21 protein-coding genes and 1 pseudogene are annotated in these 25530 nt (G+C 57.6%); 15 read left to right on the top strand and 7 right to left on the bottom strand.

Translation table 11 applies throughout. The annotated features are described in order from the left end of the window. Nucleotides 1-18 precede the first annotated feature (18 nt). The 4 genes from ACVWVQ_RS05965 to ACVWVQ_RS05950 all read left to right on the top strand — a co-directional run bounded on the left by ACVWVQ_RS05965 (nt 19) and on the right by ACVWVQ_RS05950 (nt 4813). Nucleotides 19-828 (top strand): DUF2254 family protein, encoded by an 810-nt coding sequence (locus ACVWVQ_RS05965; RefSeq protein WP_457507405.1) that lies wholly within the window; start codon nt 19-21, stop codon nt 826-828. A gap of 33 nt (nt 829-861) precedes the next feature. Then, nucleotides 862-1830, top strand: coding sequence for a hypothetical protein (locus ACVWVQ_RS05960; RefSeq protein WP_457507403.1), 969 nt, complete (start codon nt 862-864; stop codon nt 1828-1830). A 75-nt stretch (nt 1831-1905) separates the two neighbouring features. Further along, nucleotides 1906-3705, top strand: a complete 1800-nt coding sequence (locus ACVWVQ_RS05955) for an ArnT family glycosyltransferase (protein ID WP_457507401.1) — start codon at nt 1906-1908, stop codon at nt 3703-3705. Between the two features lie 43 nt (nt 3706-3748). Continuing rightward, complete coding sequence (locus ACVWVQ_RS05950) at nt 3749-4813, top strand: ABC transporter permease (RefSeq protein WP_011431976.1); 1065 nt, start codon at nt 3749-3751, stop codon at nt 4811-4813. Nucleotides 4814-4875: 62 nt separating this feature from the next. Here ACVWVQ_RS05950 and tnpA read toward each other — a convergent pair. After that, nucleotides 4876-5227 (bottom strand): annotated as a pseudogene (gene tnpA, locus ACVWVQ_RS05945) (IS200/IS605 family transposase). A gap of 176 nt (nt 5228-5403) precedes the next feature. On the opposite strand from tnpA, the gene ACVWVQ_RS05940 reads away from it, so the two are divergent. From ACVWVQ_RS05940 to cobN, 5 genes are all read left to right on the top strand, one after another. Then, nucleotides 5404-6480 (top strand): RNA-guided endonuclease InsQ/TnpB family protein, encoded by a 1077-nt coding sequence (locus ACVWVQ_RS05940; RefSeq protein ID WP_457507399.1) that lies wholly within the window; start codon nt 5404-5406, stop codon nt 6478-6480. Next, nucleotides 6365-6694 (top strand): zinc ribbon domain-containing protein, encoded by a 330-nt coding sequence (locus ACVWVQ_RS05935; protein WP_457465763.1) that lies wholly within the window; start codon nt 6365-6367, stop codon nt 6692-6694. The genes ACVWVQ_RS05940 and ACVWVQ_RS05935 overlap by 116 nt, the downstream gene beginning before the upstream one ends. Nucleotides 6695-6866: 172 nt before the next feature. Further along, complete coding sequence (locus tag ACVWVQ_RS05930) at nt 6867-7643, top strand: gamma-glutamyl-gamma-aminobutyrate hydrolase family protein (RefSeq protein WP_414389413.1); 777 nt, start codon at nt 6867-6869, stop codon at nt 7641-7643. A gap of 481 nt (nt 7644-8124) precedes the next feature. Further along, nucleotides 8125-9348, top strand: a complete 1224-nt coding sequence (locus ACVWVQ_RS05925) for an RNA-guided endonuclease InsQ/TnpB family protein (RefSeq protein WP_457507397.1) — start codon at nt 8125-8127, stop codon at nt 9346-9348. Nucleotides 9349-9974: 626 nt separating this feature from the next. Continuing rightward, nucleotides 9975-12191 (top strand): cobaltochelatase subunit CobN, encoded by a 2217-nt coding sequence (gene cobN, locus ACVWVQ_RS05920; protein ID WP_457507395.1) that lies wholly within the window; start codon nt 9975-9977, stop codon nt 12189-12191. 205 nt (nt 12192-12396) lie between these two features. Here cobN and ACVWVQ_RS05915 read toward each other — a convergent pair whose 3' ends face one another. Together ACVWVQ_RS05915 and ACVWVQ_RS05910 are read right to left on the bottom strand one after the other, a co-directional pair. Further along, complete coding sequence (locus ACVWVQ_RS05915) at nt 12397-12720, bottom strand: RNA recognition motif domain-containing protein (RefSeq protein ID WP_011431969.1); 324 nt, start codon at nt 12718-12720, stop codon at nt 12397-12399. 224 nt (nt 12721-12944) lie between these two features. Continuing rightward, nucleotides 12945-15683, bottom strand: coding sequence for a valine--tRNA ligase (locus ACVWVQ_RS05910; protein WP_457507393.1), 2739 nt, complete (start codon nt 15681-15683; stop codon nt 12945-12947). A 165-nt stretch (nt 15684-15848) separates the two neighbouring features. Here ACVWVQ_RS05910 and ACVWVQ_RS05905 point away from each other — a divergent pair, with 165 nt between their 5' ends. Continuing rightward, nucleotides 15849-16490, top strand: coding sequence for a hypothetical protein (locus ACVWVQ_RS05905; protein WP_457507391.1), 642 nt, complete (start codon nt 15849-15851; stop codon nt 16488-16490). A gap of 60 nt (nt 16491-16550) precedes the next feature. Here ACVWVQ_RS05905 and ACVWVQ_RS05900 read toward each other — a convergent pair whose 3' ends face one another. Beyond that, the gene (locus tag ACVWVQ_RS05900) at nt 16551-17363 is read right to left on the bottom strand and encodes a phosphatidate cytidylyltransferase (protein ID WP_457507389.1); all 813 of its coding nucleotides are present in this window, start codon (nt 17361-17363) and stop codon (nt 16551-16553) included. Nucleotides 17364-17689: 326 nt separating this feature from the next. On the opposite strand from ACVWVQ_RS05900, the gene pdhA reads away from it, so the two are divergent. Further along, nucleotides 17690-18691 (top strand): pyruvate dehydrogenase (acetyl-transferring) E1 component subunit alpha, encoded by a 1002-nt coding sequence (pdhA, locus tag ACVWVQ_RS05895; RefSeq protein ID WP_011431966.1) that lies wholly within the window; start codon nt 17690-17692, stop codon nt 18689-18691. Nucleotides 18692-18944: 253 nt separating this feature from the next. Continuing rightward, nucleotides 18945-20531 (top strand): NAD(P)H-quinone oxidoreductase subunit 4, encoded by a 1587-nt coding sequence (locus tag ACVWVQ_RS05890; protein ID WP_414374422.1) that lies wholly within the window; start codon nt 18945-18947, stop codon nt 20529-20531. A 204-nt stretch (nt 20532-20735) separates the two neighbouring features. Here ACVWVQ_RS05890 and ACVWVQ_RS05885 read toward each other — a convergent pair whose 3' ends face one another. Next, on the bottom strand, nt 20736-20915 hold the full coding sequence (locus ACVWVQ_RS05885; protein ID WP_011431964.1) for a hypothetical protein: 180 nt from the start codon (nt 20913-20915) through the stop codon (nt 20736-20738). A gap of 346 nt (nt 20916-21261) precedes the next feature. Here ACVWVQ_RS05885 and ACVWVQ_RS05880 point away from each other — a divergent pair, with 346 nt between their 5' ends. Both ACVWVQ_RS05880 and ACVWVQ_RS05875 read left to right on the top strand, forming a co-directional pair. Next, nucleotides 21262-21873 carry a hypothetical protein gene (locus ACVWVQ_RS05880; RefSeq protein WP_457502212.1) on the top strand — a complete coding sequence of 204 codons (612 nt, stop codon included), beginning with the start codon at nt 21262-21264 and terminating at the stop codon, nt 21871-21873. Between the two features lie 115 nt (nt 21874-21988). Continuing rightward, the gene (locus ACVWVQ_RS05875) at nt 21989-22183 is read left to right on the top strand and encodes a hypothetical protein (RefSeq protein WP_414409501.1); all 195 of its coding nucleotides are present in this window, start codon (nt 21989-21991) and stop codon (nt 22181-22183) included. Nucleotides 22184-22298: 115 nt separating this feature from the next. On the opposite strand, the gene ACVWVQ_RS05870 is transcribed toward ACVWVQ_RS05875, so the two are convergent. Further along, on the bottom strand, nt 22299-23423 hold the full coding sequence (locus tag ACVWVQ_RS05870) for an FtsW/RodA/SpoVE family cell cycle protein (RefSeq protein ID WP_457502211.1): 1125 nt from the start codon (nt 23421-23423) through the stop codon (nt 22299-22301). Continuing rightward, entirely contained in the window at nt 23368-24810 is a 1443-nt protein-coding gene (murD, locus tag ACVWVQ_RS05865) for a UDP-N-acetylmuramoyl-L-alanine--D-glutamate ligase (protein WP_457502210.1), read from the bottom strand. Before murD ends, ACVWVQ_RS05870 begins: the two co-directional genes overlap by 56 nt. Before the next feature lie 297 nt (nt 24811-25107). Between murD and ACVWVQ_RS05860 the strand changes: the two genes are divergently transcribed. Then, on the top strand, nt 25108-25449 hold the full coding sequence (locus ACVWVQ_RS05860) for a hypothetical protein (protein ID WP_457507387.1): 342 nt from the start codon (nt 25108-25110) through the stop codon (nt 25447-25449). Nucleotides 25450-25530 lie beyond the last annotated feature (81 nt).

Genomic DNA, 25530 nt, shown 5'->3' with positions numbered 1-25530 from the left:
TCTCTGAGAAGGGCCATTGTGAAAGAGAGACACACAGATCCAGGCTTTGTTGGGCGTCGCCCCCGCTTTCTACCCTGGAGTGCTGCAGTGGTGGGGGCAGGTTTGCTTTGGGCTTGGGGTGGGCACCGCTGGATCCAGAGCGGGTTGAACCTGGTTCGGGCGGGATCCACGCAGGATACAGAAGCTTTGCAGGAATTTGTAACCACCTTGGCTCAGGTGTTGTCGGGGGTGCTGGGCTTTACCCTCTCGGTGGTGGCCATTGTGGTGCAGTTGAGCGCGGATCGCTTCACCCCCAAGGTCACGGAGCTGTTTTTGCGCGAGAAAGTCAATTTCTACCTCTTCTTTTTCCTGATTCTGGCCAATGTGGTCAGTTTGTGGAGTTCGGCAGCCCTGAGCCTTTACGTTCGCGTCGGCGGTGTGGAGCAACAACGTCTGGGGCTGCTCATCGGTCTGAATCTGCTGCTGGGCACAGCTTCGTTTTTGATGCTGATCCCCTACTTTCGCTTCGTGTTTCACTTTTTGCAGCCGGCTTCGATTATCCATCGCATTGAGCAGCAAGTGCGGCAGGCCATCCTGGGATCCCTTGCTTCCAGGAGATCAGGATCGGACTCCGGATCCAAGAGGGGCTATTTCTCCCGTTGTTCACTGCAACTGCGGCCTCGTCACGACAACGTTGTGCAGCAACAGCGATGCGCAGGAATACAGGGTGCCGTAGGCATAGCAACAGAGCAGCACTCTCCAATGGGCGAATGCTCGCCAGCTCATCAGCGCTGCCTCTCGGCTCTGGATGAAATCAAAAGCATCGCCACCAGTGCTCTCCGTCAGTAGGAGGGGAGCATTCTCCTGGAAGCCTTGGACAGCTTGAAGTCTCTGTGGGTCTTCTATGCTGCTCACAAAGCACAACTGCCCCCTGCCTGGTTTCTCTTTACCCCGGCTCTGCGGCGGGATCCAGACTTTGCTTCGGTGGATAAGGGACTCTTGAGCCAGATTGAGGCAGAGGGATCCTGGCTGGAGCTGAAGATACTGCGGCAGTATCAAGCCTTGTTTGCCGAGGGGCTAAACGGCATGCGCCAGGCAAGCACCCTGGTGGCCATTCACAGCCGGGAACTGGGGATCCGCGCCCTGGAAACCCAACAACTCACGGTAGCGGGGTGGGTGATCAAGTTTTTCAATACCTATCTGCGGGCCGTCATCAACGCGCGAGACATCCGCAGCGGCTACAACCTGCTCAAGCAATACCGTTTGTTGGCCGAGGCAGCCCTGCAACAGCGCCATTCGGCTCTGGTCTTGCAGATTGTTGGCTACTTTCGCTATTACAGCCTGATTGCCTACAGAGCGGGCCTCTTTTTCTTGTCCGAAACCTTTGGCTTCGATTTGGGAATGTTGGCCCAGTCGAGCTGTGCTCTGGGCTCTGAAACAACGGAAGCCATTGTGCAAGCCTTGTTACGCCTGGATCAAGACCCCGTTCGCGTCAGCGGGACGGAGTCCTTAAGCGAGCAACAGGAAACTACCCTGCGTGGGATCCGCAAAACCCAGGTGCGGGTGGCAGCCTATTTCCTCAGGTGTGGGCGGGAGGATTTGGCCAAGCTGATCTATTGGGATATGCAGCACGAGCCCCTGGCGCGCCTACAGAGCATCCGGCAAGAGCTACAGTCCACCACGGCTGTTATCGCTACTCGGACGGAGTCCTCGTTCTGGGAGTTCACCGATCGAGGGGAGAACTTCTACTTTCTCGAACCGGCTCTGCAACCCTATGCCGACCAATTTTTTGGGTGGTTTCAGGGGCTAGCCGCCGTGCAGGAGGAACAGGGATCCGTGGAACTTCCTTGAAGAGAGGAGACCGGATCCCTCACGGCAGAGTTTAAGCTGGGGCAGGGCTGCTGCTTGTTGTCGTTCCCTTGTCCCATGCGTCCTTTGAGTCACCTCTTCGCGTCAGCGTTGCGTAGTCACAACAGCCCAGGCTTTTCTCCCCCCAGGGGATCCCTGGGATCCAGCTCCTTTGTCCGGTTTCGCCGCAATCCTCATCTGCTGCCCTTTTGGGGCCTCAGCCTGCTGATGATGGGCTTGGCGGTGCCCCTGTTTGTGCTCTCGGGGGCGGATCCCAGTTTGGCCGGCTGCGACGAGAGCTTTTACGCCCAGATGGCCCGCGAGCTGCTGCGGAGAGGGGATTGGCTGGGGCCCACTTTTTTGGGAGAGCCCTTTTTCGAGAAACCCCCTCTGCTCACCTGGAGCGTGGCCTTCAGTTTTGCCCTATACGGGGTGAATGAGTGGGCGGCGCGGCTGCCGGGGATCCTCGCTGCTCTGCTCTCCATTCCCCTGGTGGGCTGGATTGGGCGACCTTTTTTGCCAATGCGGGCGGTCCTTTTGGGGATGGCAATTTTGCCCTTGTGCTACCTCTGGGTGCAGCAGGGGCGGCTGGTGGGGCAGGATGTACCTCTCACCTTTCTGGAGCTGCTGGGGATCCTGGGGCTGATCAACGGCATCCACGGCCACAAGGTTTGGTTTTGGCTGACCGGGGTAGCCTTTGGGCTGGGCCTGTTGATGAAAAGTGCCATGATCCTGCTGCCGGGGGCGGCTTTGATCCCCTATCTCGTGCAGCAACGGCGCCGCTGGATGGGATCCGCCCCATTTTGGCTGGCGCTTGGGCTGGGCTTGGGGATTTTTGGCCTCTGGCTAGGTCCAGCCATGCAGGTGTATGGCCCACAGGTGCTGACCACCCTGGTGGGGAAGGTGTGGGATCTGGGGCAAGAGCCCTTCCATGCGGATGCCACCGGCTGGTACTACTTTTGGCACATTCCCGTTCATGGCTTCCCGTGGACGGTTTTGGCTTTGGTGGGTGGCTTTCTCCTGGTGCGCCAGCAGCCGGGATCCACGCTGCTGATCTGGTCTTTCCCCCTGCTGCTGTTGTTGTTGTTGCAGCTTTATCCCACCAAAACCCCCTACTACACCGTGCAGCTTTACCCCTGGCTGGCTCTCTTGGCCGGGGTAGCCTTGGATCAAGCGTTGGCTATGCGGGGTCGCGTCAGCGGTGCGGATCGCGTTAGCGGGACGGAGTCCTTGCACTTAAAGCCCCGTCTGGCTCAGGTGATCTCCTGGGGCCTGGCAGCGGTGGGGCTGCTGCTGTTGGGTTTGGGGGTGGCCGTCCGGCTGGGCGTAGACGGTCTGGAGCTTCTGCAATCCCACGCTTGGCCGCTGGTGGCGATGGGTCTTTTGTACCTCTTGCTGCCGGGGATCTGGAGTTGGCGGCGGGTGTTGCGCTGTGCCGGCAGTCTGTGGGTGGGAACCCTCTTGTTGGCCGGGATCCTCGCTATGATCACCATCGTCTTGCGGCCTGATTTCGGCAACTTCAGCCCTGCTTTTGCCCGCATGGATTGGAGCCAGATGCTGCCCCCGTCCGTTCGCGTTAGCGGGACGGAGTCCTCGACAGAGGCTGGGGAGACGGTGGTGGATATTGGCCGCAGCGGCTTGCCGGATGTCTGTCAGGCCCAGGCCATCGCTTTTTATACCCCTAATCCGGGGAGATGGGTGGATGATCAGGCTCTGCAACGAGGGGAATATGGAGACTACCTTTGGGTTTCTCCGGTGCAGGCAGAACAGGTGGAGATCCGGGATTTGGGGTTACAACCTCTGGCGGCGGTGGAGGGCTGGCAACTGGTGCGCCGTTTGGATCCCCTCTTGGAGCAGGGCAGCGGGGAGCCTCTTTGAGTTTAAAAATCTTAAGTTTAAGAATCCTAGGAAGTGTTAAAGCATGGCGGGAATAGCGGAATCGGGCCGGTCGTGGGTGTCTCTAGAGCGTACCTGGGTAATCCAGGGATTGGCTTGGCTGGCAGCGCTGCTATTTGTGGCGGGGGTGATCCTGCTGGCGGGGGCTTCACCTCTCCAGGTGGCGGCCAGCATGTGGCAGGGGGCCTTCGGCACTGAAGCTCAGTTTGGCCGGGTTTTGGCAACGCTGGCTCCCCTTGTCCTCTGCTGCTGTGGGCTGGTGTTTACGTTTGTTGCCGGTCTCTACAACTTGGGCATCGAAGGGCAAATGGTGGTCGGGGCAATTGCGGCCACGTTTCTGGTGCGTCTGGAAGCGGGATGGTTGCCGCCGCCACTGGCCATTACCTTGGCGCTTTTGGCCGGGATCCTGGGGGGGGCGGGCTGGGGCCTGTTGGCTGGGATCCTGAATGTGTGGGGGCGGGTCAACGAGATCTTCGCTGGGCTGGGGCTGAATTTTGTTGCCCAAGGTTGGGTGCTCTACCTGATCTTCGGCCCTTGGAAAAGGCCGGGGGTGGCTTCCATGAGCGGGACGGAAGTGTTGGATCCCCGTCTGTGGTTGCCCACCTGGGGGCGGTCAGAGGCCAGTCCGGTGGCGTTGCTGCTGGCCCTGTTGGCTTTGGCCCTGACGGTGCTGGTGGTGGGCAACACTCGCTTCGGCCTGCAGTTGCGGGCGGTGGGGAAAAACCCTGTAGCTGCTTTCCGGTTGGGGATCCCGGCTACCCGCAGGTTGCTCATGGCATTTGCCTGCTGTGGGGGCTTAGCAGGGCTGGCGGGCGCCTTGCAGGTGTTGGCTCTGTTCCATCGCCTCATCCCCAATATCTCCAGCAATTTGGGCTTTCTGGCCTTGTTGGTGGTGATGCTGGCAGGCTTTAACCCCCTGCTGATTTTGCCGATTGCCTTTTTCTTCAGCAGTCTTAACATCGGCAGCTTGCAACTGCCTCTCTCTTTGCAATTGGAGTCTTCTTTGGCCGGTGTGATTCAGGGATCCCTGGTGTTGTTCGTCTTGCTGGCCCAAGGGATCAGCCGCCGCTATTTCCTGGGGAAAGGTTAACAAAACGTGCGGAATTCCCCACCCTCTACAGGGTGGGGATAGATAGCACCGCCCGACTGATTTTAGATACAGGATTTTATTGTTTCCAACGGTGCGCCGCCACAGGAAATAATGCACTTGGAATCATGCCAAAGCTTGGCTTTACCCCAGTACACCTTGTCTATTTCTGCTTTGAATTGCTGCCTCAGTATTCGGCTTGATGCTGACTTTAGAGACGAAACTAGATGGGAAATATTGTTATCGGGATGCAAGTCAATCAGCAAATGTACATGATCCGGTTCCTCTTGAAATTCAGGTTAGAAAACATCGGTTTGCAGATAGTACCCATTCCAAAACAGGTTTCATCGCCTCTAACATCGCTTCAGTCAAAACTTTGCGCCTGTACTTGGTCACAAACACAATGTGCAGGTAAATCCTGAAAACGACATGAGCGCCGCTCCTAAGTTAGTTGGGTCATGGCAATTTCTCCTAACCGCAAAAATTTGATATACTAATAATCGACTGAAGGGCGAGAGCTAGGTAAAAGGGCAGTGGTAACAAGAAGGCAGACATTTCGACTGTATCCAAACAAAGCACAACAAAAGGTTTTGTTGTCTGCTCGTCGTCTCCACTGCTACTTGTACAACGCCTGCATCGCTCATCGGGAGTATGAATACAAACGCAACCGCAGGACGGTTAGCTACTTGGAGCAACAGAATCTGCTGCCTGAGTTCAAGCAGGTGTGGCCGGAGTTTGCTCAACTGAACTCCCAAGCCCTGCAAGCCACCGTCAAGCGAGTCGATGTGGCTTACCAACGGTTTTTCCAAGGACTGAACAGGAAGCCAAGGTTCAAGTCCATTCGCCGGTATTCAGGCTGGACGTATCCTGCCCAGTCAGGTTGGAAAGTAAATAGCACGGGAAAGCATGGCACGGTCACGCTCAATGACTTGGGCATGACCCTGAAAATGCGGGGTAAAGCCAAAGACTGGGGTGTGCCCACCACTCTGACCCTTGTTTACAAGCCCTCCCGACGGCAGTGGTTTGCGTCGTTCACGGTGGAGGTGGCAGTACCTGAGCCAAAGTTTGGTTCGCAGTCGGATTTGCAGTACGAATCTATAGTTGCCTATGACTTGGGTACAGAGACCGCCCTGACTTTGTTTGATGGGGCGGAGTTTCAGGAGATCGCCAATCCCCGCTTTACCCAGCGGAGCGAGGAGAAGATTCGCAGAGTCGCCAGACTGAAGCGCAGAAAGCGTGCCCCTAAAAAGGGCGTCAAGGCTTCCAGAAGGTGGAAGAAAATCCACCGGCGGGAAGCGCAACTCAAAGCCAAAGTTGCCCGTCAGCGCAAAGACTGGCAACACAAAGTTACGTCAGAGATAGCTTGTCGTTATGGCGAAGCGCTCCGCGCCGCCGTAGGCGAACGGCGTAACGGAGAAGCTAAATATCAAAGGGATGACCCGCAAGGGTGGGAAGCGCAAGGCAGGGCTAAACAAGTCGATTTTGTCGGTGGGTTTCGGCACACTCAATCGGATGCTGACCTACAAAATCGAACAGAAGGGAGGTTTGGTTCTCCTGCTTCCCACCAAGGCCATCAAACCGAGCCAACGCTGTCCCAAGTGTGGTGCGGTACACCCGAACTGGGCGGACTTGAGCAACCGTTATCATGTCTGCTCGGCTTGTGGGTTTGAAATCCCCAGGGATCGCGGCTCGGTGATGGTGATGTACAACGTTGCCACTAATCGGCAACCGGGGTTGGGAACCAGCCTCGTGAGTCTTGGATGTCTCAGCTCTACTTCAAAGACCTGCGGGTCTATGAAGCAACTGGGGCAGAGGAAGAGACTAAAATCCTGCCGTCAAGTGGATGGGGCATCAGAAACCCCATCCGCCTATGCGGTGGGGTAGTTCATTGGCTTCGGCAATTCCTGGGATCCCTTTGCGTTAGCGTTGCGCAACAACGAGATTTAACTCCTATCGCGGGGGAAAACTTTGGATTTTTCTGCTCAGGACAGTGGTGCGGTTCCTCTGCCGTAGGCATAGCACCATCAACATCGGGAAATGGGGTTATCGTAGAAGGATGAATCGGACATCCCCTTTTTCAAATCGACCCCTCATTGGCGTTACCACCCGCAACCGCAATGACGAGGGAGACTTTGTAGCGCCAGGCCGCTATGTGGATGCCATTCGCGCTGCCGGAGGGATCCCTGTTCTTTTTCCCCCAGGCGAAAGCGAGCCCCAGGTTTTGCTGTCTTGGGTGGATGGCCTGGTGTTGACCGGTGGCGGCGACCTCTGCCCCAGCACCTACGGAGAAGATCCGCAACATCCCCAGGTGCGCTATGTGAACGCGGAGCGGGATCGATTTGAGGTGGCCTTGGCTCAGGCCGTGCTGGCCCAGGGGATCCCTGTTTTAGGCATTTGCCGGGGGATGCAATTGTTAAATGTGGTCAGTGGCGGCAAGCTGATCCCCCATGTGCCTGATGTGTACGACGAGCTGGATCACTTCAACCCCGCTGATCGCAAGCCCATTCGCCACAATGTCAGCCTGATCCGCTCCACACGGCTACACCAAATCGTCGGCGCAGAAGAAATCTCTGTGGTCTCTTGGCACCATCAGGCCATCCGCGATGTGCCCTCAGGTTGGCGTTTGGCTGCCCGTTCTCGAGATGAGCTGATCGAGGCCATTGAACACGAAACCCACCCCTGGGCTGTTGCCGTGCAGTGGCACCCCGAGTTCACCTTTGAAGAAGCCGAGCACTTCCGTCTGTTTCAAGCCTTTGTGCAGGCAGCACTGCGTTTTTCCCCGCGCCTAGCTGGCCTGCTGCCCAACCCTGAGCCCGTACCCCAAGTCGCCTAAAGGAAGGTTCCCAGCCAGAGGACAGTCCTGCCGTTGGAGAATCATCCAACAGTTATCCCGTCAGTTATCCCGTGCTAACTTCTAGGCGGTGCCCCCTTGTCAAGAAGCGCCGATCGCGGTAGCGGGACGGAGTCCTTTCCCGTCAGGGTGCCGTACGCATATGAACAGGAAGCGACCGCTGGAGAGGGTTGTCTCTCTAGGGCTGGCTTTTGCCAGCTCGGCTCTTTTGGGTGCCTGCGGCGAGTGGAACTCTTCCCGAGCAGACCGGGTCAGTTGCCTAGCGATGCCTTTGTGCGCCTTTACGATGCCATCGGCAATGAACTCTGGAGCCACCAGTTTGGAACCCCTGACCAAGAAAACTGGGTTGCAAGCCCTGCCCTTAAGGGCGGCTTTTACTTCATCGCTACGTGACGCTTTCGCGGACGCCTGCGGCGGCGCAGAGCGCTATAGTCTGTCTTAGTCGGGGCACCGGTGAAAGTAAGTGTATCGCGTCCGCAGGCTCAAGTTAGGAACTTCCCCACAGTTGCACCAGTTGGCTTTGGCAGCAGGCCAGCTGTATTCCCAAACCCTCGTTTCCTTTTGGCGGGTAGTCCGTAAAAAAGGTTTGTGGTTGAAACCCGCAAGCTTAATGCGCTGGTTCCCCAACAGCCCAGAAAATGAGCTCCATGCCCACAGTGCTGACGCCGTAGTGCAGAGCTTCTGTGCTGCCCTGAAATCCTGGCGCAGCCGCCGCAACAGCGACCCCACCGCCAAGCCCCCCAAAAGACGGCGGCGCTACTTCAAGGTCATCTGGAAGTCCTCTGCCATTAGGGTTCGGGGTGGGAAGTTAGTTCTTTCCAACGGCAAGACCAACCCGCCTGTGGTCATTTCTTGGGCGTGGGAGACTCCAGTCCAAGTAGAAATCGGCTGGGACGGCAAGCAGTACGAGCTGCGGGCCTGCTACGACCTCAGCAAACGGCAGGCGGAGAGGAAAGAAGAGGAAACACCAAAGGCCGGGGAAGTGGCAGGGGTGGATTTGGGAGAAGTGCATCTGGCCGTTGCCCACGATGGGAAGGAAACTTTCATAGCCAACGGGCGGTTGCTGCGTTCCCAAAGGCGTTACCAGAACAAGCTGAAGGGCAAGCTCTCCAGGCTAGTAGCTCGCAAGAAGAGAGACTCACGGCGGTGGAAGCGGTTAGTTCGTTCTAAGCAGCGTCAGTTAGCTAGGCTGGCAAAGCAGATGGCGGACATTCTCCACAAGCAGACGACCAGGTTGGTCTCCACGCTCCAAGCAAGAGGCGTGCAGACGGTTGTGATTGGGGACATCCGGGATATCCGGCGGTCGGCCCAGTACAACAAGGTAGCCAACCAGAAAATCCACCAAATGCTGTCGGGACAGGTGCGGCGGATGCTCACCTACAAGGCAGAGCAGTTGGGGATGCGGGTGGTGTTGCAAGAGGAGCGGTACACCTCGCAGAAGTGCCCGCGCTGCAACATGCTCCACAAGCCCAGTGGTAGGGAGTATCATTGCCGAGCCTGTGGCTTTAGGTTTCACCGCGACGGTGTGGGTGCAGTGAATTTGAGACGGAAGTATCTGGGGTCATTTGACGTCCCAGTAGTTGGGGTGATGGCATCCCCCATTGGGTTGAGGTATTGGCCTCACGCCCAATGTAGCCCGGCAAGTGAAAGTCGTTTCACAAACCGGGAAAGAATCCCTCGCCTTTAGGCGGGAGAGAATGTCAATGGATCGGTTCTCTTGCTTCGGATAGAAGGGGAAATCTTTGGGTGGCGGGGGTAACTTGGGGAGCCTTTCCTGACCAACCCCGATCGCGTCAGCGGGACGGAGTCCTTTCGCGTCAGCGGGACGGAGTCCTTGCGGGCATGAAAGATGTCTTGGTACTCAAATACGCTCGTTAGGCTGAGGCTTTGCCAGGGCGGGATCCCTCTGCGGCAGCTCAACACCCCAGTAGCCAGCAGAAAGCTGCCCCATGCTAGGCTCTAGGCGGTGCTGCCCTAGTCGGCAAGGGGGGACTTGAAGGATATGAAAAAAAGGGTGGGCAGGGTAGTTTTCGCAAGTGCTTTAACTTTTTTTGCCAGTTCAATTCTTCTGAGAGCCTACGGTTCGCATTCAATCGAGTGGGCTCGCCAGTTCGGAACTCCTGCGAATGAGGTGGCTGACTCTATTGCTGTCGATCGCGCCAGCGGTGCGGAGCACTTTGGACAGGGCAATGCTTGGGTAGCGGGAACCACTACGGGAGCCCTTCCTGACCAGTTGAGCGCTGGGAGCTGGGGTGCTTCTGTGCTTCAAGTACAGTCGCTAAGCCTGAGCTTCCTTCCCTTGGGAGAGCGGCCATGCACCGAATAGCTGCTTTGCCAGGGGGATGGGATCCTTCCCAATCCGGCGTCATTTTCTTGGAGCAGGATCCCGCTCCCATCGTTATCCTTTCGGCAGCCGATACGGACCTCACGGCTTTGAGCGCGGCCATCCGTCTTTTGCCCCAAGACTTTCCGGCCATACGGGCAGCTAATCTGCTGCAGTTGCAACAGCCCCTCAGCCTGGATGACTACGCCGAGAAGGTGCTGCGGCGGGCGCAGGTGGTGCTCCTTCGCCTGTTGGGGGGAAGGGCCTACTGGAGCTATGGCCTGGAGGTAGCCAAGCAGGTGGCCGCCGAGGAGGGATCCACCCTGATCGTCATTCCTGGGGACGATCGCCCCGACTGGGATTTGGTGAGCCATTCCACTGTGCCCCTGGCGGTGGCGGATCGGGTGTGGCGGTACTGGCTGGAGGGGGGAGCGGAGAATGTGGCTGCCTGTCTGCTGTTGCTGGCTGGGGAGTTCCTAGGGGGCCAATATTCGGCGCCGGATCCACAAGGGTTGCCTCGTCTTGGGATCTACCAACCTCCCGTAGCCTCGCCGACGGATCCCCAAGCTCCCAAGGTGGGGATTTTACTCTACCGGGCCCATGTTCTGGCGGGGAATACAGAGCCGGTGGATCAATTGGCAAAAGCCTTGGTGGAGCGGGGGCTGCAGCCTCTGTGCCTTTACACCTACAGCCTTCAAGATCCCGACTTGCCCCAGGCCATTCGGGATCACTTTGGCAGCCAGATTGACCTGTTGCTCAACACCACCAGCTTTTCTCTGGCGCGGTTGGACAGCCACCAGCCCGACGTGAGGCTGTGGCAGGAGTTGGATGTGCCTGTTTTGCAGGTAATCCTCAGCGGTGGATCCCGGCAGAGCTGGGAGAACTCCACGCGGGGATTGGGGGCGCGGGATCTGGCCATGAATGTGGCTTTGCCGGAGGTGGATGGGCGCATCATCAGCCGCGCCATTTCCTTCAAAGCGGTTCAACAGCGGGATCCCCACTTGCAAACGGAGGTGGTGGCCTATGCGGCTGTGCCGGATCGGGTGGAGTTTGTAGCCGATTTGGCGGCCAACTGGGTGAAATTGCGGCGTACCCCCCCTTCCCAGCGGCGACTGGCTTTGATCCTGGCCAACTACCCCAGTCGGGACGGGCGGTTGGCCAATGGGGTAGGGTTGGATACCCCTGCCAGTTGTGTGGAAATTCTCAAAGCTTTGGCGGGAGCTGGCTACTCAGTAGATCCCCTGCCCCAGACTGGAGATGAACTCATCCATTGGCTAACCGAAGGCCAGACCTACGACCCCTTGGGATCCCTGCGCCCGGCTCGGCAATGCCTTTCTGCTGCCCTTTATCGAGAGTGGTTTGCCCGCTTGCCTGAGCCCATCCAGACCGACCTCGTCCGGCAGTGGGGAGATCCGCCCGCCCAAAACATCCCCATCGCCGGTCTCCAGTTGGGGCACGTTTTTGTTGGCATCCAGCCCCCGCGAGGCTACGACCGGGATCCCTCGTTGAACTACCACGCCCCGGATCTGGTGCCCCCCCACGAGTACCTGGCTTTTTACCTGTGGTTGCGGCAGGTCTTCGGCACTCAAGCGGTGGTGCATGTGGGCAAGCACGGCAACCTGGAATGGCTGCCCGGCAAGGGATCCGCCCTTTCCGCCACCTGCTACCCGGAGATGGCCCTGGGGCCGCTGCCCCACTTCTACCCCTTCATTGTCAACGATCCGGGAGAGGGATCCCAGGCCAAGCGGCGAGCCCAGGCAGTGATTATCGACCACCTCACCCCGCCCCTTACTCGTGCTGAGCTGTACGGCCCCCTGGCGGACTTGGAACGGTTGATGGATGAGTACGTGCAGGCCCAACAGTTGGATCCCAGTCGTTGTCCCCTGATTCGCGCCCAGATTCAGGAGCTGGTTCGAGCAGAGCATCTAGACCAACAGTTCAACCTGGAAAAAGAAGAAGATTGGAATCGCCTGGATGGCTATCTTTGCGAGCTAAAAGAATCTCAGATTCGCGATGGGCTGCACATCTTTGGTCGAATCCCTGCCGGTGAGCAGCTTGTTGATCTGGTGGTAGCCCTGGCCCGCTACCCTGGCCACGGGCAACTGGGGATTACTCAGGCCATTGCCCGCGATTGGGGATGGGACTGGGATCCCTTGACCGCCGACCTGACAGATCCTTGGCCAGAGGGATCCCCGAACTCGCCGTAACCCAAGCCAAGCGTTTTATTTTCCTCTCTCAGGGAGCAAGGAAGAATCTTAAGAGTAAGAGGAGTTGATCGGGATCCCTCATCAACTCCTCTGTTGGAACAATGGAAGCAGGCTAGAGAAACAGCTGGATCCCGGAATCGTAGCCCAAGACCGGCTCGCGCCTAGGTGCCCCCTGGCCAGCTACCGGGAAGCCCTAGCGGGCGTTTCAATAGCGAGATTGAAAACTCCGCCGCCGCTCACCGCCACTGTTCGCGTTACCAGAGCGGAAACCTGAGGTGGGGCGTTCTTCTCGCGGGCGAGCTTTGTTCACCTTGAGGTCGCGCCCCATCCATTCTGCCCCATCCAGAGCAGCAATGGCAGCCTGCTCCTCTGCTTCAGAGCTCATTTCCACAAACCCGAAGCCTCGAATGCGGCCTGTCTCGCGGTCAGTGGGGATCTGCACCCGCTTCACAGAACCGTACTCAGCAAAAACAGCGGTCAAATCCGCTTCTGTCACCTTAAAGGAAAGGTTGCCAACATAAATCGACATAGACGATCTCCGAAAGAGAGAGTAACAAAGGGTGAGATGTTCGGAGAGCCGTCTGCCAATACAAAACGTGAAAATCCGTCAAGACTAGAAGAAACGAGCACTACAACCGACAACGATCTCGTCCCCCATCCTAACACAGAAGTAGGGGCTCGCCACTCCGATTTTTCCAAATCCTGGGAAGATTGCCTTCATCACCCCGCCGCTCTACCTGCGCTGACGCCACCTCAGCCCAGCTTCTCCAGCCTGGATCCCAGTAACCTCATCTGGGCTTCCAGCTCCGCCAGTTGTTCCTGACTGGCTTGCACCACCTCAGGGTTGGCCCGGTTGAGAAAATTGGGGTTCTCCAAGCGGGCGCGGATCCCTTGGGCCTCTTTTTCCAGTTTGGCCAGGTCTTTTTGCAGCTTGGCCCGCAGCGCTTCCACATCCACCAATCCCGCCAAGGGCATCAGCACCTGCACCGTGCCCACCACTGCAGCCGCCACCTGTTTGGGCTCCGTGGCCAGGGATCCCGTAATCTCCAAAGCCTCGGCCTTAACCAGATCCCGGATATAAGCTTGGGCAGCCCTGAGAATTTGCTGCTGGGTGGGATCGTCGGTAACCAGGAGGGCGGTGACGGCCTGCTGGGGCTTGAGGCCGGTTTCTGCCCGCAGGTTGCGCAGGCTGGTAATGGTTTGGATCACCAAGCCAAACTCCCGCTCCAGTTGGGGGTCGATCCAGGTGGGATCCGGGGTGGGATAGGGCTGCACGGAGATAGAGGTGGTTTGGTTGGCCTGGGTGAGCAGCTGCCAGATCTCCTCGGTGATGTGGGGCATCCAGGGGTGCAGCAGCTTGAGAATGGTTTCCAAAACGGTGGCCAGCACCTGCTGCGCTGCGCGCTTGGAAGCCAAGTTTTCTCCCCGCAGCCGGGGCTTGACCAGCTCGATGTACCAGTCACAAAAGTCATCCCAAATGAGAGAGTAGAGCAGGCGCGCCCCCTCGCCCAGGCCATAGGCTTCCAGCTCGGCGATAACTTGGGTGGCCGTGGAGTGCAGCCGCGACAGGATCCAGCGATCGGCCAATTCCAGCGCTTCGGGGGCAGGGGATCCCAGTTGGGCGGGGGTCTGTCCCTCCAAGTTCATCAACACAAAGCGGGAGGCGTTCCAGATCTTATTGGCAAAGTTGCGGGCGGCCTCCACGCTGGCGCTCTCGCCGGTCTTGCGGTCGTAGGCCAGGCGGATATCCTGCCCTGCCCCCACCACCTCTTTGACCAGGGCATAGCGCAGGGCGTCGGTGCCGTATTTGTCCAGCAGCTCCAGGGGATCGATACCATTCCCCTTGGTCTTGGACATTTTCGCCCCGTGCTCATCCCGCACCAGGCCATTGATGTACACATCTTTGAAGGGGATCTGGCCGGTAAATTGGGATCCCATCATGGCCATGCGGGCCACCCAGAAGAAAATGATGTCAAAGCCCGTGGACATCAGGGAGTTGGGATAGTAGCGTTTGAAATCCTCGGTCTCTTCCGGCCAGCCCAGGGTTGAAAAGGGCCACAGAGCAGAGCTAAACCAGGTATCCAGCACATCGGGATCCTGTTCCACCCGCTCAACTTCTGGGCCAAACTTTTCCCGTGCCTTGAGCAGCGCTTCCTCGCCGTTGCGGGCCACCACAAAAGCTTGGGGATCCTCGAGAAGCTGGCCATTGAGGACTGGATACCAAGCTGGGATCTGATGGCCCCACCACAACTGCCGAGAAATGCACCAGGGGCGCAGCTTTTCCAGCCAGCCCGTGTAGACTTTGGTCCAGCGCTCAGGGATAAAGCGGGGGCTATTTCGTTGGTATTCCTCTTCCAAACAGCGAGCCCCCATCCCCGAGACATCGCAAAACCACTGAATGGAAAGCAAAGGCTCGATGGGCACGCCGCCGCGGTCGCTGTGGGGAACGGTGTGGGTGTAGTCCTCCACCTTCTCCAGCAGGCCATGTTCGGCAAACCACTGCACCACCTTTTCTCGGGCCACAAAGCGATCTAGGCCGGTGAAAGGATCCCCGTTTTCGTTGAGGGTGCCGTCTTTATTGAGGATGTTGATGAAGGGCAATTGGTGCCGTTTGCCGATTTCAAAGTCGTTGGGGTCGTGGGCCGGGGTAATTTTCACACACCCGGAGCCAAAGGAGGGATCCACATACTCATCCGCAATGATGGGGATGAGGCGATTTTTAATGGGCAGGCGAATGAACTGGCCGATGAGATGGCAATAGCGCTCGTCTTGGGGGTTCACCGCCACCGCCGTATCCCCCAGCATGGTCTCGGGCCGAGTGGTGGCCACCACCAGATACTGGCTGGGATCCTCGGCCAAGGGATAGCGAAAATGCCACAGGTGGCCCTTGACCTCTTTGTCGTCTAGCTCAATGTCTGACACCGCCGACTGGGTGGCCGGGCACCAGTTCACCAAATACTCGCCCCGGTAAATCAACCCCGCCTCGTATAGCCGCACAAACGCCTCGGTTACCGCCCGGCTCAGCCCCTCGTCGAGGGTAAAGCGATCCCGCGTCCAGTCCAGCGAGAGACCCAGCCGCCGCAATTGGCTCTTGATAGCTCCCTGCGACTGCTCCTTCCAAGCCCAAGCTCGCTCCAGAAAAGCCTCGCGGCCCAGATCGAAGCGGGTCTTGCCCTCTTGGCGCAGTTGGTTTTCCAGGATGGTGTGCACGGCGATGCTGGCATGGTCTGTGCCGGGCAGCCAGAGCACGTTGTAGCCGCGCATGCGCTTGTAGCGCGTCACCACATCCGGCAGGGTAAAGGCAAAAGCATGGCCCATGTGCAGGTTGCCCGTCACATTGGGCGGGGGCAGCACCATGCTAAAGGCCTCTCCCGGCGCCTTGGGATCCGCCACGTAAAAGCCCTTCTCCTCCCAAAAGCGCTGCCACTTCGGCTCGGTCTCGAAGGGGTTGTACTGGCTGGGCAGGTTGACAGAGGAAATTGCAGCAGTCATGGGGAGAATAGGCCAACGGCTGAGAAGGATAAATCACTTTATAGAGTAGCAGTCTAACCCCTTGCCCTTCGGGGTAGAGTGGCCCGTTGGTCTTGACCCCGATCACACAGCCAGAGAGGGATTTCGAGCTAGGGTACTACCATCCTCAGCTTTGGGTACTGCGTTATGTCCAGATCATTGACGGCAACGGTCCTGATGGCCCTGATGGCTCTATCCCCTGGGATCCCTGCCTTGGCGCAACAGGACCAGGAGAGCTTAGATGGTGACATCCTGATTTGTCAGGGGGTATCTCATCTAGACTCTTTGGCAGGTTTTGAGGCTTGCTTGAGTTTGGGTTCCTACACCTACTCTCAGTCTGATAACCAATCCGCGCCCCAGTTGTTAGCAGATTTGTTGCTTTCGTACCTCGAGCGAACCCCCTCTCAGTCTAATAGCCAATCCCAGTTGGTAGGCCTGTATTTCATCCCATACACCACCTATAGCTTTTGCTTTGTGGGTACAGAGAAGTTCGATGACTCAGAGGAGATTTATGTGGGTCGAAGTGGACGGCTATTCTTCGGTTTGGATCGCCCCCTGACCCCTTCTGAACTGGAGGTAGAGACCCCCCAAGTTATCCAGCGGAAGGCCCGTATTCTCCAGGTGGCGGCAGATCCCATTTTCGGTATCAGCCAACTGGTGGTTTACGACGAGACTGAGTTTCGCCTGAAGCAGCCAAGAATAGTGGTCACGCCTCTGGGATACTTCGGAGACTCCATTTCGCGAGAGGTGTTTTTAGAGAGTCCCGACTGCCAAGCCATTTTGAATTGAGGGCCTTCCGCACCTTCGGCTAGTGGGCGCTCCTGGGTTTGGCAAACTTGCAAGCTGGCTCTACAGCCCAGAGTAAGCGTTGAGCCATTCCATGAAGTAAAACACCAGTGGCGCGGTGAACACATAGCTGTCTCCCCGATCCAAGATGCCACCGTGGCCCGGGATTAGATCCCCGGAATCTTTGACGCCGGCATCTCGCTTCATCAGCGATTCGGTCAGGTCGCCCAGCAGGCTGGTTAACCCAATCAAAAACCCCAGAATGCCCCCACTCAACCAGCTCCACGGCCAGCCCAGGTAATAGGCTCCAACCACCGCAAGGGTCATGCTGGCGGCAATGCCGGCTACTGCTCCTTCCACCGTCTTTTTCGGGCTGAGGATGGAGAGCTTGGTGCGCCCAAAGGCCCGACCACACAGGTAGGCCCCCACATCGGCAGCGATCACGCAGCCAATGGCCAACAGCGTAATCCATAGCCCTTCGCCAATGCCCTTGGATAAAGACAAAGCCCTGACCCGAATCCAAAAACTGGGCAGCAGAGCACAGTAAAACAGTCCCAAAATTGAGGTGGCAATATCGGCAATGGTGGCGAGCTTAGGCTTAAAAAGCAGATAAAAGCAGATCACAGAACCGGCGACGATAAAAGCAGGGCTGGTCCACTCGGGCTTGACCTGCTGTAAAACAACCAGCACCTGGCTGGAAAACATGGTGGTGCGCATGGCCGGCGCATTGCCTTTGGCTTGCACCAAGCGAAAAAACTCCAACTGGGCCAAAAAAATGATTAGCCCAATGGCTGCAGTAAAATACCAGCCCCCTAGCAGGGTGACCGCCAACGCAAACAACACCGCCGCAAAACCGCTAACCCAACGGGCTCCCATGGGCGCACCCCGTCACGTTGGCTGGCCAAATACCTCTTGCCCCCGGCTCCAGCAGATCGACGTCCAAGCCGAGAGCAGAAGAAACCCCCCCTCTGGTGTTCAAGATTCGCGTTTGCGGGACGGAGTCCTGATGCGGCTGCTGCAATGGAAACGCCTCTTGCCCTAGCGTTTCAGTTTAACTCCCTTGGCCTCGAAACAACCGCTTTCGGCCCTGCAGGATGGGATTTCCAGGTAAGGTGGCAGACAGACTGGAGCATGAGATAATGGGCAAACCGCAAAGCTCACTGCTGACCGCCTAAGATACCTCTGATTCGTTGCACCGCAGCATGGTTCAAGAACTTACTTCGCGCTCCACAACTGCTCGCATTTCTGCCGAAGAGGCTCGTCTTCTCTATGAAGACATGGTGCTGGGCCGTCTGTTTGAAGACAAGTGCGCCGAAATGTACTACAAGGGCAAGATGTTCGGCTTTGTGCATCTGTACAACGGCCAAGAGGCCGTCTCTACGGGGGTGATCAAGGCGCTCAAGCCCACCGACTACGTGTGCAGCACCTACCGCGATCATGTGCATGCCCTCAGCACAGGGATCCCGCCGCGGGCGGTCATGGCAGAGTTGTTCGGCAAGGCCACCGGCTGCAGCAAGGGTCGGGGTGGTTCCATGCACCTCTTCTCGGCGGAGCACAATTTCTTGGGGGGCTATGCCTTTGTGGCCGAAGGGATCCCAGTGGCGACGGGGGCTGCTTTTTCTGCCAAATACCGGGGCACTGACCAGGTAACCGCCTGCTTCTTCGGGGATGGAGCCTGCAACAACGGCCAGTTTTACGAGTGCCTCAACATGGCTGCCCTCTGGAAGTTGCCCATCATCTATGTGGTGGAAAATAACTTCTGGGCCATTGGCATGGCCCATGAACGCGCCACTTCCGACACCGATATTTACCGCAAAGGCCCGGCTTTTGGCATGCCCGGCTACCAGGTGGATGGGATGGATGTGCTAGCAGTGCGAGAGGCCGCCCAACAGGCCATCGCCCGCGCCCGTGCCGGAGAAGGCCCCACCTTGCTGGAGTGCATCACCTATCGTTTCCGGGGCCATTCTCTGGCCGACCCTGACGAGCTGCGCAGTCCTGAGGAAAAAGAGTTCTGGCGGCAGCGGGATCCCATCAAGCAACTGGAACGCTATGCCCTGGAGCACAACCTAATGACCGAGGCAGACTTCCAAGCCATCCACGCGGAGGTCAGCGCCGTGATTGAGGACGCGGTTCTTTTTGCCCTGGAAAGCCCAGAGCCCACTCTGGACGAGCTACACCGCTTTGTCTTTGCCGAAGATGAGTAGACCCCCCCAGGTACCGGGGGAGTTCAGGAGCCGAGATCTTGCTTGGCCGGAGGATCCCTGGCCAGCTCGGGCGGCCTATCCACCCGACGGAGCGCTATCGCGCCGGATCCCTTGAGGATCCTCGATGATTGGCATTGGAGAAACCTTCTCGAGATCTGCGCTATTGCGCAGATTTTTTTGTAAATATCGCTTCCCATTTGTTTACACAGCTTCATATCATTGAGGTATCGAGCATGAGTATTTATTCCTGGTCATGAGCAATCCTCTTGAGTTTCCCTGGCTGTCGGTGCTGGTGCTCTTGCCTCTGCTGGCAGCCTTCGGGATCCCCTTGATCCCCCAGAGCCGTTGGGTGCGTTGGTATGCCCTCGCTGTGGGGGCTTTTGATTTGGGCCTGATGGTCTATGTCTTTGCGCGGCACTATGACCTGCAGGACTTTTCTCTGCAACTGGCGGAGCGCTACGCCTGGGTGCCCCAAATTGGGTTCCACTGGTCGCTGGCGGTGGACGGCCTCTCCTTCCCGCTGGTGTTGCTGTCGGGTTTGATCACAACCCTGTCGATTGTGGCGGCTTGGAATCTCACCCATAAGCCGCGTTTGTTTTTCTTCTTGCTGCTGCTGATGTACGGTGCCCAGGTGGGCGTGTTTCTGGCGCAGGACATGCTCCTTTTCTTCCTGATGTGGGAGATCGAGCTGGTGCCGGTCTATCTGCTCATCTCCATCTGGGGTGGGCCGAAGCGCCAGTACGCCGCCACCAAGTTCATCCTCTACACCGCTGCCGCCTCTATTTTTATCCTGGTGGGATCCCTGGCAATGGCCTTCTATGGCGAGGGCTTTAGCCTGGAGATGGCAGAGCTGAGCGCTAAGTCTTACCCGGTGGCCTTGGAGCTGTTGGCCTATGCGGCTTTGCTGATCGCCTTTGGGGTGAAGCTGCCGATTTTCCCGCTGCACACCTGGCTGCCGGATGCCCACAGCGAAGCCTCTGCTCCCATTTCCATGATCTTGGCGGGGGTTCTGCTCAAGATGGGGGGCTATGGCCTGATCCGCATGAATGTGGGCATGTTGTCGGAAGCCCACGTGTACTTCGCCCCGGTGCTGGCGGTGTTGGGTGTGGTGAACATCATCTACGGGGCGTTGGCCGCCTTCGGTCAGAACCATCTCAAGCGGCGCTTGGCCTATTCATCCATCGCCCACATGGGCTTTGTGTTGATCGGGATCTCCGCCTTTACGGAGCTGGGCATCAATGGGGCAGTGCTGCAAATGATCTCCCACGGTCTGATCGCTGCAGTTTTGTTCTTCCTGACGGGGATCACCTACGAGCGCACCCACACCCTTGCCCTCGACAAGTTGGGAGGGTTGGCCAAGCAGATGCCGAAGGCTTTTGCCCTGTTTACGGCGGGATCCCTGGCCTCTCTGGCGCTGCCGGGTATGAGTGGATTTGTGGGTGAGCTGACGGTGTTCTTGGGCTTGACCACCAGCGATGCCTATGCGCCGACCTTCAAAGCTGGAATTGCCCTGCTGGCGGCAGTGGGCATCATTTTGACGCCCATTTACTTGCTCTCCATGCTGCGTCAGGTGTTCTACGGGGCTCAGGATCCCGGCCTAGTTTTGGAAGATTACCTGGGGGATATGCGCCCGCGGGAAATGGCGGTGGCCCTCTGTCTGCTGTTGCCGATCCTCGGCATTGGCTTCTACCCACGCCTGGCTACCCAAACCTACGATGTCACGACGGTGGCGGTAGCTGCCCAGTTGCGCAGTGTGTTGGCAACTGAAATCGTGCAGCGGCCTTTCTTCCCCTCGCCAGTGCAACCGGCCCAGGTGGCAGCTCTGCCCCTGGAGGATTGAAAGGAGGTCGAGGGCTCGGCTTCCCTTTGTTCGGTCTTTCTCTATCTACTTCTTCTCTGTCCAGAAGAGCTGGTGTTTGAGGAGCAGCCCCACTCAACATTCAGCTCTTCTTTTGTTTTTTTTAAGTTTTAAGGTTGGGTTTGGGATCCGGGATATCCCTGGGCTGGGATTTTCTTGTGGCCGATTGTTCTTGCGCCGTCCATTCTATCGGTGATCGGTATGAATAGAGTTTTGTTCCATCAGGTTTAGCTGCACCACCAACCACCAGAGGGTTACATCGGAATAGGTTGCCCGGCGCTTGAGCCGAGAAATGGAGTGTACCGGGTTTTGGCTGTCGATCATCCACTCAGAAGCGATGATTTGGCCGCGTTGCTGAGCATTCATTGTTTCTCCCTCCGCTCGCAAACTGCTCAATACTTAGAATGGCTAATATTTAGGATGGCGAATTTGCACGGGAGCGTGTGAAAAAATATATTACGCAGGGATCCCCAAAATCGGCTAACTTTCTTAGCAATGAGGATCTCATAAGCCGTTGAGTTGCTGAGTTGCCGTCCGGGGATGGGAAAAATGTTGCAGAAGGGGTAAAAGGTTGAGCGAGGGGATTGCCCCTATCTTCACAAGTCTTAAAACCTAGAAAGATTCTATTTTCTCTTGACTTGTCTGTGGGTCTGAATTCCACCTCCCTTCGCCGGCCTCTGCAGCAGCAACCCTTGAGAAGTCTGAGATCCCGATGAGAGCCCCCCAGCCAGCCTCTGCTTTTGGAGAAGTGGTGGAAGCCAACACCACAACCTTTGTGGCCCAGTGCTTCGAGCCGGAACGTCTGACCTTCCCACCCATGCCTGCTCTCGGCAGTTGGACGCGCTCCCAAGACGAAGAGACCGGCAACCTAATCTACGGGGTGGTTTGCTATGCCGCCATCGCCCCCATCGACACCGTCCACCGCGCCAGGGCTTTGGGCCTCTCCCCTCAGGAGCTGCGGGAGCAACAGCCCCAAATTTTTGCCATGTTGCGCACCGATTTCCGCGCGGCCATTGTCGGCTTTGTCAGCGGGGGACGAGTCTACCAGTACTTGCCGCCACGGCCTCCCCAGATTCACCAGCCGGTTTATCTCTGCTCCGATACGGAAGTGAGGGAATTTTGCCGCTCTTTCGAGTTTTTGCGCACCCTACTACAGGTTAACGGGATCCCAACCGATGAGCTGGTGGCTGCCGTGATCCGCCAGACTTACCGAATCCTGAACCGAGATCGCAACTGGCTTTTACAGGCAGGTCGGCAGTTGAGCTCTCTGTTGCGGGATGATTATGAGCATCTCAGCGCAATTTTACGAAAGATTGAAGCCTAAGCGAAGAAATATTGAGAATGGCCTTGGATCCTTCTTGAGTCAGGTCGGGGGGTGATAATCTGAGGCCGTTTCCTAATGAAGTTTATTCCTTTTGTATCCTCTTTCTGCTGTAAAAATGTTTAACAAATTCAATCCTTCTGACAAACCCTCCAAAGGCAATTGGGCAGGTCGCACCTTTTCCGCTGCTACGGGCGCTTCGGTGGCAGCCGGCGTTTGCATTGCCCACGGTCAACCGGCTCATGTGTCACTGTTGGTGGCTTGTTGTGCGACCGTATTTGCCCTCGTTTTGGATGAAATGGGCTGGATCTAGGCTCGGTTGCAACGTCAGCTCTGGATTTTGCCGCATAAGAAGCCGGTCTAAAGCAGAGGCCAACCAATAGGGATCCCTGGCCCTCTGGGTTTGCTGCTTGGGTGAAAGGATCCCTTCATCTTGCTTCGCGGGCTGCCCGCACCAACAATCCTGCTGTGATCAGCCCTGCCAGAATGGAGCTACCCCCATGGCTGAACAAAGGCAGGGGCACGCCTGTGGTGGGCAAAATCCCAGTGACCACGCCGATGTTCATCAGTGACTGACCCACCAAAAACATCAGGCAGCCGCAGGCTACTAAGCGAATGGTCAGCTCTCGACAGCGCCCCATCACTCGCCAGCCCAGCAAGGTGTAGAAAGTCAGCAACCCCAGAAAGAACAGGGATCCGGCCAAGCCAAACTCTTCTGCATACACCGAGAAGATGAAGTCGGTGTATTGGATGGGCAGGTAGAACAGCTTTTGCTGGGAAAGGCCATACCCTTTGCCCCACAGGCCGCCGGAGCCAATGGCCAACAGGCTTTGCACCAACTGATAGCCATCCCCTTGGGCGTTACCCCAGGGATCCAAAAAGGCCAGGATGCGCCGTCGTTGGTAATCTTTGCTGAGAATGCTCACCACAGCCGCCAGAATCCCCAGCCCCGCTGTGGCCAAAAGGGTGAAAGCTGGGATCCCGGCGGTCCAAGCCATAGCCCAGAGGGTGAGGCCGCAGATGGCCGTGGTGCCCAGGTTGGGCTGGGCGAGGATCCCCAAGAGCGCAAAGGCGAAGATAACCACCCAGAGGATGCGGAACCAGAGGGGATGGTGAAACCAGCGGCCAAAGATCCAGGATCCCTGCAAGACCAACAGGGGCTTGAGCAATTCCGAGGGCTGGATAACAGGGATCACCTTCAAATCCAGCCAGCGGCTGGCTTCCAGGCGGGAAACCCCCAACCCCGGCACCTGGGTGGCCCACACCAGGCCAACTCCCAGCAAGCAGAGGATCCCGGCCCAGGGGAACCAGCGCCGCAGCGGGATCTGCACCAGAGCCCAGAAACAGCCCAGACCCAACCCGGCCCAGAGCAATTGCCGCTTGAAAAAGTAGAGGCCATCGCCGGTGATCCGCTGAGCCACCGGGTAGGAAGCGGAAAACAGCATCAGCAGCCCCAGCACCAGCCAGATCAAGGTGAGCCAGCGCAGCCAGCGAGCCTCAGCATTCCAGGGATCCCTGAAGGGCTTGGCAGCAGGCTCGGAAATGGTTGCCACGGTGTTCAAAGCTGGAGTACTGGTCAAAACTGGCACAAGCGGGGGACAGCAAAACGGTGATGGGTTGAGCGGGCTTCCCCAAGCTCTGAGCTTGACGGGAAAGGGAACAAGCCGCTGCAAAGGCTCTTTCCACCGCTACATCTAGGGTTGGCACCAGCTCAACGTCAGTATAGTGGATCCCCTGGAGGGCCTCCGCCAGGGCTGGGGCAGACTCCCCCATCAGCACCACGCGGGCCACCTTGGCCCGAATCAACTGCAGCCAGGCACTGGGATCCCCCTGCTTGGCCCTTCCCCCGGCAATCAGAATAATGGGTGGGGAGAGGGCGTTGAGCGCCACCCAGCCGGCCTCGTAGTTGGTGGCCTTGCTGTCGTTGACAAAGCGGATAGGGGTGGATCCCACCTGGATTTGCGCCACCCGCTCCAGTCGATGGGGCATGCCGGCAAAAGATCGGATGGCTTTTTGAATGGCAGCGTTGGGGAGCCCAGCTAGACGTGCTGCTGCTGCCGCCAAGAGCAGGTTTTGCAGGTTGTGTTGGCCAGGGCAGCGTTCTGCAAAGTCCTCCAGCTCCGCCACCATCTCCCCCTGGATGTAGAGGCGGTTTTCCCGCAGGTCAAGGGTTGCGGTGGGATCCCGGTCACAACAGCCTTGGGTAGCAACAAGGGAAGTCCAATAGGTATTTTCCCAGTCCTGCCGGCGGCAGCACAGGTAGGGATCCTCGCCGTTGAGCACCCGCCACTGGGCCCGATCCAAAAGGCGAGCCTTAAAGCTGGCATAGCGCTCCAGCGTCCCATGCCGTTCTAGGTGATCGGGGGTGAAGGTGGTCCACACCCCAATACGCGGCGGGCCTCCAGGAGTACTGCTCATGAGGCGGCTGCTGGCTTCCAACTGATAGCTGCTCAGCTCCGCCACGATCCAATCCGGCTTGAGCTTTCCCTGGAGCGTTGCCAAAGCCACTTGCGACAGGGGCAGGCCAATGTTGCCGCAGGGGATCCCTTGCAACCCCGCCGCCTTGAACATTTCCGCCACCAGAGCCGTGGTGGTGCTTTTGCCGTTGGTGCCGGTGATCCCCACCCAGGGTAGGTGGTCAAGATAGATCCAGGCCAGCTCCGCCTCTCCCACCACCGGGATCCCCTGTTGACGCACCGCCTGCAGCAGCGGGTGATCCCAGGCAATGCCCGGACTGACCACCACCTGCTCCACTCCTTCGGCCAGTTGAAAAGGCTGCCCCAGCCGAACCGGGATCCCTTCCTGATTGAGCTCGGCCTGCCGCTGTCTGAGAAGAGGGGAATCTTGCTCATCCCAAACCAGCACTTCATAGCCCTGGGCCCGCAACAGTCGCGCTGCCGCCAGCCCCGCAATGCCTAACCCCAAAACTTGATGTCGCACGTTGGTTTCTACTTCTTTTCTGGGATCCCTGCTTGGATCTTACCGGTCACGTCCTTGACCCGCATGTTTTTGTTCGACATTCCCCTTGCTTACGGGGGTGGCCAGTTGGTGGCGTGGGTGGAGTTTTCTTGGCCGCCTGGATGGCTAACTTGGGAATAGGTTGGAAACCAGTCCGCTGGCCTTGTCCCAATGAGCACTGTTAGCTAGGCAGACACCCAGATCTACCCGAATCAACATCCCGATGTGATACCGCAAGAGATTAAGCCAAGATAGGAAAACCATTCAGACGGGAGCCTGATGCCTGCCCCTTCCCGTTGGCCTGGTTGGGCTAAACTCAACAACTCTCAGTTGTTGCGCATTTTACTGACCTTGGCTTGTGCTTGGGCGATATCCCAAGTGCTGGCTTATTTTGAGCTGGTCATCACTATTTTTGTGTTGGCGGCTATTCTGGCCTATTTGCTCAGCTATCCAGTGGGTTGGTTGAGCCGCTTTTTCTCTCACAATTTCTCAGTTTATTTGGTAACTTTTATTACGGTTATTCTCCTGTCCAGTATGACCGCAGTGCTGGGCCTGACATTAATTTCGCAGTTACCTCAGCTTCAAGAGAGTATTGCGGCATTTCTGAATACAGCCTGTTAAGGGCTCAAGGGGTACAATAGCAGCACTTAGCAAACCAACTTCGGAAGGAGGATGGATTGATCAGTAGTAAAGAAGTCTTCA

Source organism: Thermostichus sp. MS-CIW-36, assembly GCF_054059035.1.
The sequence above is the reverse complement of the archived record's forward strand: the minus strand, read 5'-3'. Positions and strand labels throughout refer to the sequence as shown.

Bases quoted from the DNA above. Each gene is read 5' to 3' on its own strand.
- ACVWVQ_RS05875 (WP_414409501.1), top strand. From the start codon at position 21,989: ATGTTTAACAAATTCAATCCTTCTGACAAACCCTCCAAAGGCAATTGG.
- ACVWVQ_RS05910 (WP_457507393.1), bottom strand. From the start codon at position 15,683: ATGACTGCTGCAATTTCCTCTGTCAACCTGCCCAGCCAGTACAACCCC.
- ACVWVQ_RS05900 (WP_457507389.1), bottom strand. From the start codon at position 17,363: ATGGGAGCCCGTTGGGTTAGCGGTTTTGCGGCGGTGTTGTTTGCGTTG.
- ACVWVQ_RS05885 (WP_011431964.1), bottom strand. From the start codon at position 20,915: ATGAATGCTCAGCAACGCGGCCAAATCATCGCTTCTGAGTGGATGATC.
- ACVWVQ_RS05890 (WP_414374422.1), top strand. From the start codon at position 18,945: ATGAGCAATCCTCTTGAGTTTCCCTGGCTGTCGGTGCTGGTGCTCTTG.
- cobN (WP_457507395.1), top strand. From the start codon at position 9,975: ATGCACCGAATAGCTGCTTTGCCAGGGGGATGGGATCCTTCCCAATCC.
- ACVWVQ_RS05930 (WP_414389413.1), top strand. From the start codon at position 6,867: ATGAATCGGACATCCCCTTTTTCAAATCGACCCCTCATTGGCGTTACC.
- ACVWVQ_RS05860 (WP_457507387.1), top strand. From the start codon at position 25,108: ATGCCTGCCCCTTCCCGTTGGCCTGGTTGGGCTAAACTCAACAACTCT.
- ACVWVQ_RS05880 (WP_457502212.1), top strand. From the start codon at position 21,262: ATGAGAGCCCCCCAGCCAGCCTCTGCTTTTGGAGAAGTGGTGGAAGCC.
- ACVWVQ_RS05915 (WP_011431969.1), bottom strand. From the start codon at position 12,720: ATGTCGATTTATGTTGGCAACCTTTCCTTTAAGGTGACAGAAGCGGAT.
- ACVWVQ_RS05950 (WP_011431976.1), top strand. From the start codon at position 3,749: ATGGCGGGAATAGCGGAATCGGGCCGGTCGTGGGTGTCTCTAGAGCGT.
- ACVWVQ_RS05905 (WP_457507391.1), top strand. From the start codon at position 15,849: ATGTCCAGATCATTGACGGCAACGGTCCTGATGGCCCTGATGGCTCTA.
- ACVWVQ_RS05955 (WP_457507401.1), top strand. From the start codon at position 1,906: ATGCGTCCTTTGAGTCACCTCTTCGCGTCAGCGTTGCGTAGTCACAAC.
- pdhA (WP_011431966.1), top strand. From the start codon at position 17,690: ATGGTTCAAGAACTTACTTCGCGCTCCACAACTGCTCGCATTTCTGCC.